The sequence below is a fragment of the Photorhabdus sp. P32 genome (assembly GCF_038085095.1).
GTDB lineage: Bacteria > Pseudomonadota > Gammaproteobacteria > Enterobacterales > Enterobacteriaceae > Photorhabdus > Photorhabdus luminescens.
Window position 1 is genome coordinate 1 of sequence record NZ_JAZGJN010000275.1, and the last position, 20,078, is coordinate 20,078.

Here is a 20,078-nt window from a genome sequence, read left to right on the forward strand (position 1 = left end):
ATGAATTTCGAGACAAAGTGTTCAAATTTTTCACTACAACGCTACCTGATATAGCGGACTCGCTGACGTCCAGAATTAACGACCATTTTCAGGTGCTAAAAACTGCATTTTGAAGTTTATTGGGTATATATCACAGGGATATTTGAAAATTTTTTCGAAAAACTTATCTTTACTCTTCTTATAACCATTCAGATAATTATGCAATGGATTATTATTATTTCGATAATCCGCAGCATAATCCCAAACTAAATTTTTCAATTCACTTTTGAGCCTAGAAATCTCTCCTTTAGACTCATTAATATTATTAAATAAGACATTCCTTCTCTCATTTAAAGTAAAATTATTATTTTTTTTACTTTCTATTATTTTCTTTGCTTCTATATTTTCCTCATTCAAAGTGAAAATTCCCGGATGACTATGAGTATAAAAATTTCTTTCGATAAATTCATTATTATATACTAATATATCTAACTGATTCTTTCTCGGCTCATGCAAGCAATTCAAAAATTGGCTGTCATCAATTGATTGCAGATAACGCCCTAGAGTAGATTTCCCAGAACCATTTTGCCCATAAAATAAGTTCACTTTTTTATTTGTATCAATTTCAACAGCATGCTCTTTCAAATATGTAGCAACTCCAGATATAGTCAACGATTTAATCATATCATTTTCTCTCTAAATACACGAAATTCCCATGTTTTAACATAAAAACTAATATTTTTAAACACCTTATAAATTCAATTGACTACATACCTATACCACCGGTATGGTCGAGTGTCACACGAATTAGCCATAATAATTCTCAATTTCATGTAATTATAACACTTCCATATCTTTACATTTATTGTATACTATCCATTGTGAGCTGTCGTTTTTCCTATTTTCCTTAGCTATCCAGATTACATGCTTGTAACTGTTAGGTTTAAGGATTGTCAGTGGTCCGCACTGTCGTTAGAAATAACGGAGGAAATATGAACAGACAAAAGTCAGTCTTCGTTCGTAAATACCGTCGTTTTCGTTATGGGCAGTGGGAAAATGTGATTCAGCACTTCCGTTCTTGGCCTAGACGTTAATGATTAAGTAAGCGGCGGCTCACTCCTCCTTGCAACCCATTAATTACATTGATAATGACAGTGGAGAGGTTCCTTATTTAATACTTATCGATCTGTTACGATACGTCAAAACTGTAAACAAGACATAGATCCGATACTAACTGATATTTAGTTCTCGTTCTAGACAACAACCAACCCCTTGTTATTGCAAGTTTAAAATGCCACCCAATCCTGCAAGGCAGAAATGTCACCTTTTATCTGAAAGAATAGGGATGCGGGTTAATGATTTGAAGTCCAAATACAAAAGGAAGTTGCGGATGAAAAAAGCTTTTTTTTTCTTACTGGATAACTATGCAGATTGGGAAGGTGCCTTTCTTGCTAGTAGGCTGAATGCAAGCAAAGAGTGGACAGTAGAGACTGTTTCTCTAGAAAAAGGAACCTGTAAATCAATAGGTGGTTTCACCACCATGATTGATCATTCCATTGATACCCTTCCCTACTACGTTGATCTTTTTGTCTTGATCGGAGGAAATTCATGGCATATAGAATCAAGTAAACTAAATAAACTTATTTCCATTTATCTCAATGATGGAGTTGTTGTTGCTGCAATTTGTGGGGCTGTTGATTTTTTGGCGAGGAATGGAATATTAAATGATTATAAACACACTGGAAATTCCCCATATTTATGGAGAAATTATAATAAATATAAAAATGATGATAATTTTATTTTAAAACAAGTAGTTGTTGATAGAAATTTAATCACAGCAAATGGTACGGCATGTATTCAATTCTCAGAGTGCATACTAAAAAATCTAAATTTTGAAACACCAGATATAATTAAAAAAGATCATGAGTTGTTTCGAATAGGCTATTACAATTATCTTCTTCAATATGAAGAAGATCCATTTAAATAGACAGACATCAGTCCAGTAATATTGAATAGATATTTAACATACCTTTTTTCTGCATTAACTTTTCAACTTTCGGTTATAATTTGAAACTGACTTTAAATTATTCAGAATTGAACAGTACAGAATTTATGGTTCTGAGTTGCTCCTGATAACGCACCTGAGCCCGGCGTTTGGCATACTCTGACTTCTGTCTCGTTTACCCTGACGTTCCAGTTCATCCATTTTGTCCTGAGCGAATTTTAATACCGTGCCAAAACTTTTATTATCAACGATTTATCCTTATTTAATACAATCGAGCTCATCGAAGACTTGATAATTCAGTGACCAATAGCCATATTTAAACGCTAATGTGCCATCTGGATAGTCATAGACTTTGATATTTTCTCCGGCAATTCTTGAGTTTTCTTTTGTCGGTTCAATCAAATAAATCATTTTGTCATATCGGAAGGTTAACGATTTAGTCAGCTTACGAGTCTCTTGCCAAGCAAACATATCATCAAGTTCTTCGGCGCTTTCGGTATGTCGGACCAAAATCACTGTAATTCTCATGCAGCAGAGCCAACACCCGAAGTTTAAATGATTCAGGCAGTGCCCTGTTTTCCCCGATGACCGTGAGCTAATGCAGCAGTATCTGATTCACGATAACGATTGACGAGCCGTTGAACCTACCGTTCTGTCAGTTTCAGTTGAGCGCAGTATCACTCCGTCTCAAGCATTTCTCAGAAACCGCCTGAATAACGTTAACCCGATTTAATTCCTTATCTGACATAATCACCAACATCTGAATATCCTTCTTCTAGCAAAAGGGTTTTATCCTTTATGCCGCAAAAAGTGACATTACTATATTTGTGCTACACAACCACATCATGATTAACTATCTACTCTCATACGGCATAATACCAATGCCTTGAAAAAAATCATCTGTTCTCGAAATTATATTCTCACCCAATTACTCAGTAGTCATAATCTGCCGAGAACAGATAACCCAATTTAGAGTATTTATAACGCCAATTACAAGACACTTAGATATCATCAAATGTCACGTTTATTGCCTGTACCTAGCAGGAAAAACTTTACCCGACATCAACTCTGATTTCAGTGTGTGATAAAAGTTTCCCATTATCACGCTATTACAACAATTGTCTTTGCTATTCATTGAACAAATTATTCCGTATGATTTCAAAGTATCCTGAAATTAAGTAATCTACTAACGTACCTTAGAGACTTTCCTATACAAATAATGCCACCGCTTTTTTCAGAATAACATTATCTTTTGCCAGCTAGGTGATCTCGACTTTAAGAATACCATCCCAATCAAAGTGTTACCCCCAAGCTGTAACAACTTTAACTTATTTTCCATAATATCTAGCTCTCTATATCCATTTTTGATACTGCCATAGTATAAACATGTAGCTTCCTATTGATTACAGATCTCAACAAACCTCCATAAATAAAAACACCAGAAAATACATTAATTTTACTGGTGTTTTTGGATCTCAATGGATATTTATGGATTCTGAGAACTTATTCCCACTCAATAGTCGCAGGTGGTTTACCGCTGACATCATAGACAACTCTCGATATCCCATTGACTTCATTGATGATCCGGTTAGAAACCCGGCCCAGGAAATCGTATGGTAAATGCGCCCAATGCGCGGTCATAAAATCAATCGTTTCTACTGCCCGTAGCGAAACAACCCAATCATATTTACGGCCATCCCCCATCACGCCCACGGAGCGAACTGGCAAGAATACTGTAAACGCCTGGCTAACTTTATTGTACAAATCAGCTTTGTGCAGCTCTTCGATAAAAATAGCATCGGCACAACGCAGCAAGTCGCAGTACTCTTTCTTCACTTCACCCAACACGCGAACGCCCAAACCGGGGCCTGGGAATGGATGGCGATTCAACATGTCATAAGGCAATCCCAATTCCAAACCAATTTTACGTACTTCATCTTTAAACAGCTCTTTTAGCGGTTCCACCAGACCCAATTTCATCTCTTCCGGTAAACCACCTACGTTATGATGAGATTTGATAACGTGTGCCTTACCTGTCGCCGATGCCGCTGATTCGATGACGTCTGGATAAATAGTACCTTGGGCCAGCCATTTAACCTGAGTCTGTTTACTTGCCTCTTCATCAAAGACTTCAATAAACACACGGCCAATTGTTTTGCGTTTCTCTTCCGGATCATTAATGCCAGCCAGTGCAGCAAGGAAGCGATCTTCTGCGGGAACATGAATAATATTCAGCCCAAATTTGCCGGCAAACATTTCCATCACCTGATTAGCTTCATTCAAACGCAACAAACCATTATCAACAAATACACAAGTCAGGCGGTTACCAATTGCGCGATGCAGTAACAATGCGGTGACAGAGGAATCAACACCACCGGACAGCCCCAAAATAACGTGATCCTCACCAATCTGTTCACGCAGGCGTACAACGGTATCTTCGATAATAGAAGCAGGTGTCCACAGCGCTTCGCATTGGCATATATCCAGGACAAAACGCTCCAATATACGCTGCCCTTGATGGGTATGGGTGACTTCCGGGTGGAATTGCACGCCGTAAAAACGTTTTTCTTCATTTGCTATGATGGCGAATGGACAGGTATCAGTGCTGGCGATAGTGGTAAAGTCCTCAGGAATTGCAGTGACTTTATCACCGTGACTCATCCATACATCCAATAATGGTTTACCTTGCTCATTTAATGAATCCTGGATTCCACGGAATAATGCACTTTCCGCTTTAATCTCAACCTGAGCATAACCAAATTCACGCTCAGTAGAATCTTCTACCTTACCACCAAACTGCACCGACATCGTTTGCATGCCATAGCAAACGCCCAGAACTGGAACGCCAGCGTTAAAAACATATTCAGGAGCCCGTGGACTTCCTTGTGCGGTGGTACTTTCCGGGCCACCGGAAAGAATAATGCCGCTTGGGTTGAATTCGCGGATTTGCTCTTCTGTGACATCACATGCCCAAAGTTCACAATAAACCCCGATTTCACGGATACGGCGAGCAATCAATTGAGTATATTGCGAACCAAAATCAAGGATAAGAATGCGGTGCTGATGGATATTAGTTGTCATGTGCGGTGAATTCCAAAAAAACAAGTAACAAATAGAGATAAGTGGCCCTTATATGGGCCACAATAAATATGGATTACAAACCTAACCGGTAGTTTGGAGACTCTTTGATAATGGTGACATCATGAACGTGGCTTTCCTGAATACCTGCACCACTGATGCGAACAAATTCTGCTTTGGTTCTCAATTCATCAATAGTTGCGCAGCCGGTCAGCCCCATACAGGAACGCAAGCCTCCCATTTGCTGATGGACAATGTTTTTCAGCAAACCTTTATAAGCAACACGGCCTTCAATACCTTCCGGTACCAATTTGTCTGCGGCATTATCAGTTTGGAAATATCGATCAGAAGAGCCTTTAGACATCGCTCCCAATGATCCCATGCCACGATAAGATTTAAATGAACGTCCTTGGTATAGCTCAATTTCTCCCGGCGACTCTTCTGTCCCTGCCAACATTGAACCCACCATAACACACGACGCTCCCGCAGCGATGGCTTTAGCAATATCACCGGAGAAACGAATACCGCCATCGGCAATAACTGGAATACCAGTGCCTTCCAATGCTTCAACCGCATCAGAGATAGCAGTAATTTGCGGCACCCCTACACCGGTAACAATACGGGTAGTACAGATAGAACCGGGACCAATACCGACTTTAACCGCATTGACGCCAGCCGCTGCCAGCGCTTTTGCGCCTTCCCCGGTCGCCACGTTACCACCAATAATTTGTAGGTCTGGGTACTTAGCGCGAGTTTCACGGATACGTTGCAGTACCCCTTCAGAATGACCATGCGAGGAATCAATAAGCAGAACATCAACACCAGCGGCAACCAATGCATCAATACGCGCTTCATTGCCGGCGCCAGCTCCAACCGCAGCGCCAACACGTAAACGACCACGTTCATCCTTACAGGCGTTCGGTTTACGTTCTGCTTTCTGGAAATCTTTAACCGTGATCATGCCAAGTAGATGAAAGTTCTCATCAACTACCAGCGCTTTTTCAACACGTTTTTCATGCATTTTCTGCAACACAATTTCACGGGCTTCACCTTCTTTTACTGTCACCAGACGCTCTTTAGGCGTCATTACCGCAGTAACAGGCTGATCCAAATCGGTAACGAAACGTACATCACGGCCAGTAATGATACCAACCAACTCATTTCCTTCAGTGACAACCGGATAACCCGCAAAACCATTACGTTCTGTCAATTCTTGAACTTCACGCAGCGTTGTTTCCGGCGCCACAGTGACCGGATCTGTCACAACACCGCTCTCATGTTTTTTGACTCGGCTAACTTCTTCTGCCTGACGCTCAATAGACATATTTTTATGGATAAAACCCATTCCACCTTCCTGAGCCAATGCGATAGCCAAACCGGATTCAGTAACGGTATCCATAGCGGCAGACAACATTGGCACTTTTAGACGAATGGTGGAAGTCAGTTGAGTAGACAGGTCAGCAGTGTTAGGTAGAACAGTAGAGTGAGCAGGAACCAACAGAACATCATCAAAGGTTAACGCTTCTTTTTTAATTCGTAACATAAGCAATATCTCACCAATCTGCTGAAAATTTAAGGAATAAAATATTGCCGCGGCATTATACAGAACGTAATCGGTTGCCTCCAGCATTTTATCAAAAAATTTCTTGCTTACTTTATGATGCAGGTTAGTATCAGCACATTAAGTTATTGTTTTGAAATTTGATCTTACTCACATGTCACTATCTTTTAACACGGGAATTTTTTCTGTTAGTCGCCTGAATCAGACGGTTCGGCAACTGCTCGAAATGGAAATGGGTAGAATTTGGCTAAGCGCTGAAATATCCAACTTTTCTCAACCCTCCTCCGGGCACTGGTACTTCACGCTAAAAGATGAGCGTGCCCAAGTGCGGGCAGCAATGTTTCGCAGTAGCAATCAGCGGGTGACATTCAGACCACAAAATGGTCAGCAGATTTTGGTCCGTGCGGCAATCACGCTTTACGAGCCAAGAGGGGACTATCAGCTTATTGTTGAAAGTATGCAACCCGCCGGTGATGGCCTGTTACAGCAACAGTTTGAATTATTGAAACAAAAACTCAGTACAGAAGGGTTATTTGACCAAAGCCATAAAAAACCGTTGCCATCCCCTGCTCAACAGCTTGGTGTAATTACTTCAGCCAGCGGCGCAGCCCTGCATGATGTTTTGAACATTTTAAAGCGCCGTGATCCATCATTACCCATCATCATTTATCCGACAGCGGTTCAGGGAACAGAAGCGCCGTTACAGATTATCCGAGCTATTGAATTAGCTAATGAACGGCGGGAGTGCGATGTATTGATTGTCGGACGCGGAGGCGGCTCTTTAGAAGACTTATGGAGTTTCAACGACGAACAAGTCGCCAGAGCGATTTTTCACAGTAATATTCCGATAGTCAGTGCGGTCGGTCATGAAACGGATGTCACTATCGCTGACTTTGTCGCAGATTTACGCGCCCCGACACCATCAGCAGCGGCTGAGCTAGTCAGCCGTAATCAGCTCGAATTGTTACGCCACATTCAGTCGCAACAACAGCGGTTGGAAATGGCAATGGATTACTTCTTTGCCAAAAAACAGCGTATTTTCAGTCTGTTATCTCATCGTTTACAGCAACAACATCCTCATTTACGACTAGCGCGTCAGCAAAACTTACTGGTCAGTTTACGCCAACGACTCACTGACAGTTTACAGCGGCATTTAAAGCAAAGCAGCCTGGCTTATGAGAAATTACAGCAACGGCTCTGGTACGCTGAACCTAGCCCGCAGATCCACCAATATCGCCAACAGATTCAGCAACAAGATTTTCGATTAAGGCAAGCGATCGAAAGGCAAATCAGCCGTTCCAGAGAAAAATTTGCTATTTCCTGTTCACGGATGGAAGCCGTTAGCCCTCTGGCGACACTGGCCCGTGGTTACAGCATCAGTCAAACATCGGATGGAGAATTACTGAAACAGACTAAACAGGTACATGTTGGTGATTCTCTGAAAACTCGTTTACAAGATGGCTGGATTGAGAGTGAAGTATTGAAAATCAAGAAAGAACGGAAAAAACGATCTGCAAATCTGAAATAGCGGCCTTCCTTTGCCACTTATTTTTCCTATAAATAATCAGAAACGAATTTCTGCGCCGGCAATATAGGTCCGGCCCCGAGCGGTTTGCATAGCCGAAGTTTGCTCAGTCATTAATGGAGAAGAATTTGCACGATTAAGCGCTTCAGAATAATTTTTATTTGCCAAGTTCTGTATTGAAAATTTCAACAACACATTGTGATTTATCTGATAATCGCTATAAAGATCGACTATCGTTGGGATTTTAGGTTCTTCTTGCTGTACAACCCTCCCCTCATCATCAAAATTATATTGATCCGGGTCCAGCCGATGAGAATTACCGGTATATTTAACAATCGCACCAACACGGAGTTTCTCATCAAATAAACGAATACCCGTATCCAACGTCATAAAGCTATCAGGTAATTGTGACAACGGCTCTGCACCAAAATGCGCTGTAGCAGCAGAGGTTGGCTGACGAGTTTTTTGCCAGCTATAAGCCAATTTGCTATAAAACATACCCGCATCATAATCAGCAGCAACTTCATATCCGTGTATTTTTACCGGAGTCAAGCTATTGTGATAGATATACATTTTGATGTTAGGATCGACTTCATTGTAATCTGTCGAACTATCGGCTTTACATTTATTTCTATTGCCACATATAAGCCAGATATCACTGAGAATATAATTTTTTACTTTAGTATGATACCAAGCCGCTTTCAGACGGAAAATATCCCCCTTTACAATTAAATCTGGGCGGAAACTGTTAAAGCCAATTTGATAAGTGTCTGATGTCTCTCCTTTCAGAAATGGATTCATGGAGCCACCACCTTCATTACTATAGAAAGTCTCCTGAATATTCGGCGCTCTCATTGAACGGGCATAACTAACGAATGGTTGGAACTCAGGAATAATTTCTGCTGATAGTAAAACCCCTGGGTTAAACCCACGTTCTTTTAAATCTAATTCGGTTGCTCCTTGGGGAAAACAAGGAATCCGTAGATCACAAGCCGGTTTATAGCCTTTGACACTGTAATCCATATAATTAAACGTAATATCTGCCTGATAAATTCCACGATTTATTTTCAACCCACCATAAATACTGGCAATATCTTGTTTGCCACTTGGCGCGAAAACATTATTTTCTTTTACTTCGCCATCTGTCTTTTTATATTTTTCCTTTTCTTTTTCGTCTTTACCTTGACCAGAATAAACACTACTCGTTGTCCTACTATATTCGGTTTCCATCAACTTACTGCCAAATGTTAACTCAAAATTTGTATCTCCATAATCGAAGCGACTAATATTACTGATATCTATTGCATCTGACTTATTTTTAGCGTTGCTATTTAGCAACTTAAAAAGTGCATCGCCTTCATAGCGTTGACTACTCTCACTGGTGCTGACCTGTAATTTTATATCAACCCATTCACTAAATGGAGTATAATTGTATTTTACATAAATATCCCGACTATCAATATGGCGGCGGGTGAATTTATTATGATAGTTCCGACCGCTTATCTCCATATCATGAAATTCATTTGGTTCAATTTTTATTTTCATTAATTGCGAATTGGGTTTTTGTTTAAACGATTTATCTGTAACAAACTCATCGCTTAATACGCCATCGCCATTCTTATAATGTGCATCAATTGAATGCCCGCTGACAGCCAACATAGCGCCTACTGAACCTTCAGAACTGAAAGCCGGTGTTTTACCCGCAACCGCTATCATGCCATTATAGCCAATACCATTATTTCCATAAGCTGTTTTTGTGCGTACTCCCAATGAATTCCCAGCAAATATCACATCATCTACACCAATTGTGCGAAAATTAGCGCTACCCACTAATGCATTAACACTACCTGAGCCATCAGATTGACCACGGTTGACATCAACTCCGACAATAAAATTAGGATCAATGATTGTACCGAATTGGTTATAAGTAGTACCGTGCGCAGGACTCGTCGGAGATGTGCCATAAAAACTCTGGCTAACACCATCAACCATCATATTCACTCGACCAAATCCACTTAATCCACGAATATTCACACTCACCGTTCCCTGCCCCGGATCTATTTGCGTATAGGTCCCTGGCATACTGCGTAATATGCTATCCATTGATTGAAGTTTGGTATCTTCTCCTTTAGAACTGTAAGAACCGGGCCTTTCCATTGCCCGCACTTCGGCATCATCCTGCGAACCAGAAACCTTAAGGCTACTGAACTTCATTACCTTATCTGATTTCCTTTCTTGTTTTTCCTCACCATAAGCAAACCCTTGCAGCCCAATTAAAACCACACCGGCCCCTGCTATCTTTGTCATTATTTTCATTTCAATCATCCCAAATGCATACAAATCAATATTTGCTCACATACCAGTTTTTAGAAAATAAAAATGTTTAGCACTGATAAATTATTATCAGTGCTTCAAATAACAAACTTATATTATTTATTTCAGTTATCTTTCAATTGTGGAAAATATTTATTAGCATCATCCAGCATCAAAATAAAACTGTAATCCAGTGCAGTATCTTTTAATCGATTAAATCGACCTGATTTACCACCATGCCCGGCGCTCATATTGGTTTCTAATAACAGGACAGAGTCACCTTTCTTCATATCCCGTAATTTTGCTACCCATTTAGTGGGTTCCCAATATTGTACTTGGGAGTCATAAAATCCACTCGTAACCAATAAGTTTGGATAACGTTGGTGTTTTATATTGTCATACGGACTATATGATTTAATCCGGAAATAATCCTCTTTATTTTCAGGATTACCCCACTCCTCATATTCTCCTACTGTCAAAGGAATAGAAGGATCAAGCATGGTTGTCACAGCATCAACAAATGGAACCTGAGCAACCACACCGTGATATAATTCCGGTGCCTGATTAATCACAGCGCCCATCAATAAACCACCAGCACTCCCTCCCATCGCATAAACACGTTTGCTGTCACCATATTTCTGAGCAATCAGTGCTTTAGTCACATCAATAAAGTCATTAAAACTATTCGTTTTATTTTCGACTTTACCTTGTAGATACCATTTTTTACCCAATTCGCCGCCGCCACGCACGTGTACCAAGGCGTAAACAAAGCCTCGATCTAATAAACTCAATCGCGGTGAGCTAAATGAAGGGTCCATGCTGATACCATAAGCCCCATATCCATAAATCAGTATCGGGTTATGACCTTTTTCAAACAGTGATTTTCGATACACCAAAGATACCGGAACTTCAACGCCATCACGGGCCTTCACCCAAATACGCTGGCTCTCATAATGATGTTTATCGAAACCTTTGACTTCCTGCTGCTTAAGTAATTCCCGCTCACCTGTTTTCATATTCCATTGGAATGTTGAGCTTGGTGTCGTCATGGATGAATAACCATAACGTACAAAATCAGTATTAGGTTCAGGATTGTAATCAATCCATGCCATATAACTTGGATCATCAAACTTAATCTGTTTTTCTTGCTGTGTCTGCCAATTAATCTGACGAATTGTCGGCAATCCTTTTGTTCGCTCCTGTACGACCAACCAGTCATTAAACAGATCGAAATCTTCAAGATCACTATCTTGTTGCGGAGCAATAACTATTTTCCACGGTGTATTGATTGTTTCCGTCTGATAAAGTCCATAAGTTTCATTCTCATGATTTGAACGGATATAGAAGTGATCGCGGAAATGGTCAATATAATACTCTCTGCCTTCCTGACGAGGAGAAAATACTTGAAGTTCAGCTTGTGGCTTATTTGCATCAATCAACAAATATTCAGAAGTCGAATTACTGGTTATTGACAACATGATATAATCACGGGAAGTGCTTTTAGACACGTTTAAATAAAAACGCTCATCGTCTTCCTGATATATTTTCTGATCTTCGCTGGTATTGCTACCATATTGGTGGCGAAATACTTGATATGGCAATAAGGTTTGTGAATGTCTGCGCACATAAAACAATGTATTGTTGTCATTAGCCCAAACCATGTTGCCAGAAGTATTTTTTATTACATCATTATTCCACTGTTTATCCGCAATATCTTTAAAAGAGATCTGATAATTACGGCGTCCCTGCGTATCTTCAGCAATCGCAATACGTTTATTATCCAGAGAGACAGCAAAATTACTCAGTTGGTAATATTCATGCCCTTTAGCTCTTTCATTACCATCGACCAATACCTGCCAATCTGATGAGCCATCAACAGCTTTACGCTGATAAATCGGGAAATCTTTGCCAGTTTCATAGATTGTCCGATAAATATACCCATTATAAGTATAAGGTACCGATTGATCATCCTGCTTCATCCTGCCAACCATTTCTTCGTATAACGTATCCCGTAATGGCTCACCGGGTTTTAGCATCTGTTCGGTGTATTTATTTTCGGCGGTCAAGTAATCAATGACTTTTTGATCTTTACGATTATCATCCCGCATCCAGTAATAATCATCTATACGAGTATCACCGTGAATAGTTATATTGTGTGGTTGCTTCATAGCCTTTGGCGGCATAATTTCTTCCTCTGCGGCGGCAGAATTCAACCAGCCGCTCAATAAAAACATCAATAACAGCCCTTTAGTTTTCAGGGCAAACCGCGCTTGCTGCCTTAACATATTTGCTGTCCTTAAGTCGTTCAAAATATTAATTAGTTAAACTAAAATCAATAGGAAGTTCTATCGTAATTTCATTACCGTTTAAAACGGTATCGGGGGGAGCTGGCAACGGCTGCGCCCTTGCCAGAATTCGCTTCGCTTCCCGGTCTAAAGAATGGGTTCCGGAACGACGAACTACGTCACTGTTAGTAACATAGCCCTGTCTATCAACAGTGAATCTGACTGTTGGACGACCAGTGCGGTTTCTTCTCTGTGCATCCTCTGGGTAACGTTTATACCGATTTAAATGCCCGGCAACTTCCGCTTGCCATTGCGCACCCGCATCAGCAACCGCCTTTGAATCACTGTCATAAGCAGCGGCAACCCGCGAAGTCAGATTAGTGGAGGCGGCCGTATTGCTTACCATAGCAGCACTACTTTGAGATTTTTCACTCTCTTGTTCTTCTGCCTGCCGCTTCACTGGCAATGTTTTTTTAAGCTCTTCATAGTGCTTTTTCTGCTTTTTAGGTTTATGCACCAAAATCTGCGCCTGTTCATCTTTAATCAGCTCAGGCATCTTAATCTCATTAACCTCACTTTCCTGCTGCCGGCTGGCAACAGAAAGTTGCTGTTCAATACCAATAGGCTGTTTTTGTACCTGATGTGTCGCTTCTGTCAACAATGAAAGCTCCATCATTACCGATGGCAGCGGCATCAGGTCATCAACAGCAATTTCTTCCGGCTGGTAGATAATCCAGCCAATCAAAATGAAGTGAGCAGCAATAGCAGAAACGAGCCCTTTTTTAAAATGACCCGTTTGAAAGGCCGGGTGTGTCAGCGTCAACATGAATAATAGCGCATAATTTTAATTATCATTTAGTAATGATAATTAATTTCATATGCTAATGAAAATTATTTTTACCTGTATCGTTAACTTGAGCACATCCCTGTGCCAAGACCGCTTATACACAGGGAAAAGACCGCCATTGGTTTAAAATATCTATGGTTTTTTTACTGGTGTATACCAGACATAATCAGCATGTTGGCTATCCAATTCATTGCTTTTCTCAGCCAGAATCACAACAACAAGGTCCTCTTGAGGCGATAAGTCTTTAACATGCAGAGGAACACCCATCACTTTCGTTGCATGATATCCACCCGCAATCAGTGTGGCAGGAACCGGCGCTTTAAGTAACTGCTCCGCCATTCTACGATCCCGCATTTGCTGAATAGCTGTCATGGCAGATAACTGTTGTTCCGTTATTTCACCACCGTGAACATCTTCAATCACCGCTTTAATCTGCGCTTTGACATTTTCAGCAACAGAAATATTCCCCTGGAGGACCGGAGGATTACTGTAAGCTGCTTTAATTTCACTGCGATCCAAGTTTGCAGACAACAACGGATAAGGCTGAGATATAAGCTCCATGACCAATCCGCCATACAACTCCCACGGCCACCCATTTTGCCATGCAAGAAGCTCTTTTATACGGCTTTCACGCACGATAGGCTTAGTTTGCAACCAACTCTTAACTTTATTCACTTTTTGCTGCTGATCAGGGGTAATCATCTCTAACAGGACCGATCCCTGCTCTCTTTTGAGCGGAAGTTGCTGAACCAGCCAAAGCTCTACTTGATGATGATATGGATTATCATGTTTCTCACCCACAACGATCCGCTGATGTGATGCCAATCGATTGATCAATTCATCAGGCGTCAGGGCGTGACCTGTTTTAAGATCGATAATAACTCCTTGTTGAGTTAATTCCGGTGAAAGCGCTTGGAGAGTGGGTTTTTGTTGTACAGAGACACAGCCAGATAAGATGAGTAAACCACAGATAATCAGAGAAGATTTTACAACCGTGAGAAATTTCGTCATGTCCATTATCCATATTAATGTTTTTCGCATCATATATACCCTTCATCTTTCAAGCTGCTGCTTTGTTGGCTGCTTTCACTCACCCCAGTCACATCGTTATCTATGCTGCTGGGGATTCGTTCACTTGCCCGCCGCGCTGCAACTCGAAATCTATTAGGTATAGATGATAAGAATCGTTTACAACAAACAGCCCCTGTCCATACTAGGAACAGGGGCAATCAGTATTACAATGGATGAGTTTGCGCTTCAACTGCCGCCAGAGCGACCATATTAACGATACGGCGTACAGAAGAAATTGGCGTCAAAATATGTACCGGTTTGGAAACTCCCATCAGAACTGGACCAACGGTAACGCCTTCAGAACTGGTGACACGTAGCAAGTTATAACTGATACGGGCAGATTCCATATTTGGCATAATTAACAGATTGGCAGCCCCTTTCAATGGGCTATCTGGCATGATGTCACGGCGAATACTTTCAACCAATGCAGCATCGCCATGCATTTCACCATCAATTTCAAGTGAAGGTGACATCTTATTCACCAACTCCAGCGTCTGGCGCATTTTCCGTGCTGAGAGGCAATCTGTGGAACCAAAACTTGAATGAGAGAGCAGAGCAACTTTAGGTTCAATACCGAAACGGCGGATAGTTTCTGCCGCCATAAGGGTGATCTCGGCTAATTGTTCAGGGGTTGGATCATTATTGACATAAGTATCCGCAATAAAAGTATTGCCACTTGGCAACATCAGTGCATTCATTGCACCAGCAGTATGCACCCCATCACGGAAACCAAATACATTTTTCACGACATCGTAATGTTCACTGTAACTGCCGACGGTACCACAAATCAGGCCATCAGCTTCACCACGCAGTACCATGATCGCCCCAATCAGGGTTGGATTACCGATAACTGCCCGGCGAGCTTGTTCAGCAGAAACACCTCGACGTTTCATAATGTGATGATATTCCTGCCAGTATTTTTTGAAGCGCGGATCATTCTCATTGTTAACTACTTCAAAATCTTTACCTGCTTCAATATGCAATCCCAGTTTCTGGATACGCATTTCGATAACACCGGGGCGACCAATGAGAATTGGGTAAGCCAGCCCAAGAGAAATCAGCTCCTGAGTCGCATGCAATACACGTACTTCTTCCCCTTCGGCCAAAACGATGCGCTTTTTCGCTTTTTTAGCCTGAGAAAAAATAGGTTTCATAAACAAGTTTGTTTTATAGACAAATTCATTTAGCTTCTCGATATACGCCCCAAAGTCTTTGATCGGACGGGTTGCCACGCCGGAATCCATTGCTGCTTTGGCAACCGCCGGGGCAATTTTCACAATCAGGCGTGGATCAAACGGTTTAGGAATAATATATTCTGGACCAAAAAACAGATCCTGATCATCATAAGCGGAAGCCACTTCTTCACTCTGTTCCGCCAGCGCCAAATCAGCAATCGCATGAACACAGGCAAGCTTCATCTCTTCGTTAATGGTTGTTGCGCCGACATCCAACGCACCACGGAAAATAAACGGGAAACAGAGCACATTATTAACCTGATTCGGATAATCAGAACGACCAGTACAAATGATGGCATCAGGGCGAACTTGTTTTGCCAATGGCGGTAAAATTTCCGGCTCAGGGTTTGCTAATGCCATGATGAGTGGATCTTTGGCCATCGTTTTCACCATGTCCTGAGTCAACACGCCAGGACCGGAACATCCGAGGAAAATATCCGCACCCGGGATAACATCGCCTAATGTGCGGCTGCCATTGTCTTCAATCGCATAGGCAGCTTTAGTCTCTTCCATATTTTTATCGCGACCACGATAAATCACCCCTTTAGAGTCGCATACCACAATATTCCGGCGTTGCAACCCAAGCGCAACCAGCAAGTTCATACAGGCAATTGAGGCAGCACCGGCACCAGAAACCACTAAGCGAACGGCTGAAATCTCTTTTTTCATAATCCGCAAACCATTCAAAACAGCAGCAGTACAAATTATCGCTGTGCCATGCTGGTCATCATGGAATACCGGAATGTTCATTTTTTCCCGAAGTTTTTTCTCAATATAGAAACATTCCGGTGCTTTAATATCTTCGAGATTAATTCCCCCAAACGTCGGCTCCAGTGCCGCAATGATATCAACCAATTTGTCAGGATCAGACTCATCGACTTCAATATCAAATACATCAATACCTGAGAATTTTTTAAACAGTACACCTTTTCCTTCCATCACTGGCTTACCTGCCAATGCGCCAATATTCCCCAATCCTAAGACCGCACTACCATTAGATATCACTGCCACAAGATTGCCACGCGCAGTATATTTGTAAGCCGCTAATGGATCTTCTGCAATTTCCAGGCAAGGCGCAGCAACACCCGGTGAATAAGCTAAGGCCAAATCTCGCTGAGTTGTCAGCGGTTTAGTTGGAGTAACCGTGATTTTCCCTGGTTGTGGAAACTGGTGAAAATCCAATGCACTCTGTTTTAATTTTTCATCCATCGTCGGATCCTTTATATACAATCTACAATCTGGAGTAAGAGCAGGAGCAGTATAATAGGTACTGTGTGTCAAATCATAACATTGACAGCACCTTATCAATAAAGTAGCACTTTTTTGCTCATAAAAAACACTACCCAATTTACATCCATACCCCTACTTCATATAGGAAAATAAAGAAAGAAACATTACCATTTGTACAATATCATTTAAGTTATAATAACCGTAATAATTATTACATATAAAAACTCTCAATATAAATTCAATTAAAATAAATTTTATAAAAGAAAACAAATCTAATAATCACAAATTTAATATATTGATTTTTAACATTATTTTAAGATATAAAGTTATGTGTTTTTTGTGAAAATTACTCATCTTCTTTTTTTACTTATCAAACTAATTTGCGCTATTTATATTTTTATATCAGGATGTGCTTTCTGGACTTACAGAGCTATCAATTCTGTAAATCAATCGGTTTTGGTAAAATTTTTTCATAGTAATTTAATTTATGGCAGACCCATTCATTACTGCCTTTTAATCAAATTCAAAGTCTGCGTTTCGTGGCTTTACTTATTAAGGGAGAAGGAAAATGTATAACCATTCAGTGATGATAGTTGATGACCACCCTCTCATTCGCCATGGCTTGAAACAGATTGTAGAGCTCGATCGAGCGCTTACCGTGACAGCAGAAGCTGACAATGGTGAAGAAGCAATAAATATTGCATGCAAGCTGAAACCTGATGTCATTATGATAGATCTCAATATGAATGGTCTTTCAGGCGTAGATACAATTAAATCTATCCGTAGAAAAGGGATCAATTCCTATGTACTGGTATTATCCGTCTCAGATGATCGAAATGATGTTTACGCAGCTATTGATGCTGGAGCCAATGGCTACTTACTTAAAGACAGCGACTTAGATTCGTTATTAAGCAGTATTCGCCACGCTGCTCGTGGACAAACGGTATTTAGCGAAAAAATATACCAACATCTGGCTAACCGTCATAAACATGTTGATCCTTTATCTGAATTGACCAAACGTGAGTTAGATGTATTAAAAGAAGTTTCCAGCGGCATGACTAATAAGGAAGTTGCTGATGTCTTATTTATTTCTGAAGAGACAGTGAAGGTACACATCAGAAACTTATTAAAAAAACTGAATGTACGTTCCCGCCTGGCTGCAACAATCATGTATTTGCAACATAGGAAAAATGGAGTAGCCTAATACTTCTACCGAGCCGCTCCTTGAGCTTATTACCGAGGATCGGCTCTTCTCGTTGTTATGTAGAAAATGCTATGTAGCAAATGTTATGTAGCAAATATCCCCGATGAAACAAGCCAACAAAATTGAGCCTCCTCTCTGGTAATAAAAATCAGGATATCATCTGGATAAAACTAGCATTTTCCAGCATTATGTTTAGGTATTTAAATTTTCTTTAAGGATCTGTTAAATGATGTTGGATAAATCTTCTCAACCCGCTTTTACTCTCTATGGGATTAAGAATTGTGACACGATAAAAAAAGCCCGTCGTTGGCTGGAAGAGCAGGAAATTACTTACCTGTTTCATGATTATCGTGTTGATGGACTAAATGCTGCGCTTTTGCAGTCATTTATTGACAAACTTGGTTGGGAATCATTGATTAACACCCGCGGTACAACTTGGCGTAAACTAACCGATCAGCAACGAGCGACAATTAATAATGCCGACGCGGCAAAAGCGTTGATGTTGGAACAACCCGCTATTATCAAACGTCCACTATTAGTTTCTGCAAAAGGTGATTGCCTATTAGGTTATAAAGTGGATGAATATCAGCAATTTTTTGCTGAGGCACTTTAAAATGACTTGTCCTGTAATTGAACTTGCACAACAACTCATCAAGCAACCCTCTGTCAGCCCGGACGATAAAGGTTGTCAAGATATTATGATCGCCCACTTGCAAGCGATTGGTTTTACCATTGAGCGGATGCCCTTTGGCGATACAAACAATTTTTGGGCCTATCGCGGCACAGGCCCGACGTTAGCCTTTGCCGGACACACTGATGTTGTCCCGGCGGGCGACGACTCTCAGTGGGACCATCCCCCATTTGAGCCGACGATCCGTAATGGCATGTTATATGGCCGGGGAGCGGCAGATATGAAAGGCTCACTGGCTGCTATGGTTATCGCTGCTGAACGTTTTGTTGCCGCTCATCCCAACCACCGCGGTCGGCTGGCTTTCCTTATTACGTCAGATGAGGAAGCGAAAGCCACCCACGGCACCGTTAAAGTGGTTGAAACACTCATGTCCCGCAATGAACGCTTGGATTATTGCCTGATCGGTGAACCTTCTAGCCAGCATCGCCTTGGCGATATGGTGAAAAATGGTCGTCGAGGTTCTCTTACTGCTAACCTCACTGTCCACGGTATTCAAGGCCACGTTGCCTATCCGCATTTAGCTGATAACCCAATCCACCGTGCTCTTCCCGCGTTACAAACGCTGGTCAATACACATTGGGACGAAGGAAATGAATTTTTCCCGGCAACCAGCATGCAAATTGCCAATATTCATGCCGGAACAGGCAGCCATAATGTGATCCCTGGGAAGATGCAAGTTCAATTCAATTTCCGTTTCAGTACAGAACTGACTGATAGCCAAATCCGTGAACAAGTTGAAACTATCCTAAAAAATCACCACCTGAATTACACGATTGAGTGGATACTACCAGGCCAACCTTTCCTGACAGCCAAAGGCGAGTTAGTCAATGCTGTCATACAGGCAATAGACCAATATTGTGGCTATCAACCTGAATTATCTACCAGTGGCGGGACATCCGATGGACGATTTATTGCTCAGATGGGCGCTCAAGTTATCGAACTTGGGCCACTAAACTCAACAATCCATAAAGTCAACGAATCCGTCAGTGCCGCCGATCTGCAACAACTCAGCCGGATTTATCAACGCGTTATGGAGCAGCTAATCCAGTGATCA

Annotated in this window: 13 protein-coding genes and 2 pseudogenes; 6 read left to right on the forward strand and 9 right to left on the reverse strand. The window is 41.2% G+C overall.

The features are described from left to right. Nucleotides 1-113, forward strand: a pseudogene (locus tag V2H77_RS14695) (IS630 family transposase); the annotation flags it as partial. Here the strand turns inward: V2H77_RS14695 and V2H77_RS14700 are convergent. Further along, nucleotides 76-663 carry an AAA family ATPase gene (locus tag V2H77_RS14700; protein ID WP_341499393.1) on the reverse strand — a complete coding sequence of 196 codons (588 nt, stop codon included), beginning with the start codon at nt 661-663 and terminating at the stop codon, nt 76-78. The pseudogene V2H77_RS14695 and the gene V2H77_RS14700 sit on opposite strands and share 38 nt — an antisense overlap. 706 nt (nt 664-1,369) lie before the next feature. Between V2H77_RS14700 and V2H77_RS14705 the strand changes: the two genes are divergently transcribed. Next, complete coding sequence (locus V2H77_RS14705; protein ID WP_341499394.1) at nt 1,370-1,966, forward strand: type 1 glutamine amidotransferase family protein; 597 nt, start codon at nt 1,370-1,372, stop codon at nt 1,964-1,966. A gap of 97 nt (nt 1,967-2,063) precedes the next feature. Here the strand turns inward: V2H77_RS14705 and V2H77_RS23675 are convergent. The 3 genes and pseudogenes from V2H77_RS23675 to guaB all read right to left on the reverse strand — a co-directional run. Continuing rightward, nucleotides 2,064-2,479 (reverse strand): annotated as a pseudogene (locus tag V2H77_RS23675) (ISNCY family transposase); the annotation flags it as partial. Nucleotides 2,480-3,487: 1,008 nt separating this feature from the next. Continuing rightward, the gene (gene guaA / locus V2H77_RS14715; protein WP_341499395.1) at nt 3,488-5,065 is read right to left on the reverse strand and encodes a glutamine-hydrolyzing GMP synthase; all 1,578 of its coding nucleotides are present in this window, start codon (nt 5,063-5,065) and stop codon (nt 3,488-3,490) included. Nucleotides 5,066-5,138: 73 nt separating this feature from the next. Continuing rightward, nucleotides 5,139-6,605 (reverse strand): IMP dehydrogenase, encoded by a 1,467-nt coding sequence (gene guaB / locus V2H77_RS14720; protein ID WP_341499396.1) that lies wholly within the window; start codon nt 6,603-6,605, stop codon nt 5,139-5,141. A gap of 172 nt (nt 6,606-6,777) precedes the next feature. On the opposite strand from guaB, the gene xseA reads away from it, so the two are divergent. Beyond that, complete coding sequence (gene xseA / locus V2H77_RS14725; protein ID WP_341499397.1) at nt 6,778-8,151, forward strand: exodeoxyribonuclease VII large subunit; 1,374 nt, start codon at nt 6,778-6,780, stop codon at nt 8,149-8,151. A 36-nt stretch (nt 8,152-8,187) separates the two neighbouring features. Here the strand turns inward: xseA and V2H77_RS14730 are convergent, their stop codons facing one another. The 5 genes from V2H77_RS14730 to maeB form a co-directional block, all read right to left on the reverse strand. Beyond that, nucleotides 8,188-10,464 (reverse strand): TonB-dependent receptor domain-containing protein, encoded by a 2,277-nt coding sequence (locus tag V2H77_RS14730; protein ID WP_341499398.1) that lies wholly within the window; start codon nt 10,462-10,464, stop codon nt 8,188-8,190. Between the two features lie 122 nt (nt 10,465-10,586). Then, nucleotides 10,587-12,644 carry a S9 family peptidase gene (locus tag V2H77_RS14735; RefSeq protein ID WP_341499437.1) on the reverse strand — a complete coding sequence of 686 codons (2,058 nt, stop codon included), beginning with the start codon at nt 12,642-12,644 and terminating at the stop codon, nt 10,587-10,589. 130 nt (nt 12,645-12,774) lie between these two features. Beyond that, nucleotides 12,775-13,572, reverse strand: coding sequence for an energy transducer TonB (locus tag V2H77_RS14740; RefSeq protein WP_341499399.1), 798 nt, complete (start codon nt 13,570-13,572; stop codon nt 12,775-12,777). Between the two features lie 153 nt (nt 13,573-13,725). Continuing rightward, nucleotides 13,726-14,604: a ChaN family lipoprotein gene (locus V2H77_RS14745; protein WP_341499400.1), complete on the reverse strand. Its 879-nt coding sequence runs from the start codon at nt 14,602-14,604 to the stop codon at nt 13,726-13,728. 224 nt (nt 14,605-14,828) lie between these two features. Continuing rightward, complete coding sequence (gene maeB / locus V2H77_RS14750) at nt 14,829-17,108, reverse strand: NADP-dependent oxaloacetate-decarboxylating malate dehydrogenase (RefSeq protein ID WP_265379336.1); 2,280 nt, start codon at nt 17,106-17,108, stop codon at nt 14,829-14,831. A gap of 589 nt (nt 17,109-17,697) precedes the next feature. On the opposite strand from maeB, the gene V2H77_RS14755 reads away from it, so the two are divergent. From V2H77_RS14755 to dapE, 3 genes are all read left to right on the forward strand, one after another. Continuing rightward, nucleotides 17,698-18,333: a response regulator gene (locus V2H77_RS14755; RefSeq protein WP_011146941.1), complete on the forward strand. Its 636-nt coding sequence runs from the start codon at nt 17,698-17,700 to the stop codon at nt 18,331-18,333. A 229-nt stretch (nt 18,334-18,562) separates the two neighbouring features. Next, the gene (locus tag V2H77_RS14760) at nt 18,563-18,946 is read left to right on the forward strand and encodes an ArsC family reductase (RefSeq protein ID WP_265379351.1); all 384 of its coding nucleotides are present in this window, start codon (nt 18,563-18,565) and stop codon (nt 18,944-18,946) included. A 1-nt stretch (nt 18,947) separates the two neighbouring features. Next, complete coding sequence (gene dapE / locus V2H77_RS14765) at nt 18,948-20,075, forward strand: succinyl-diaminopimelate desuccinylase (protein WP_341499401.1); 1,128 nt, start codon at nt 18,948-18,950, stop codon at nt 20,073-20,075. The last annotated feature ends 3 nt before the right edge of the window (nt 20,076-20,078 follow it).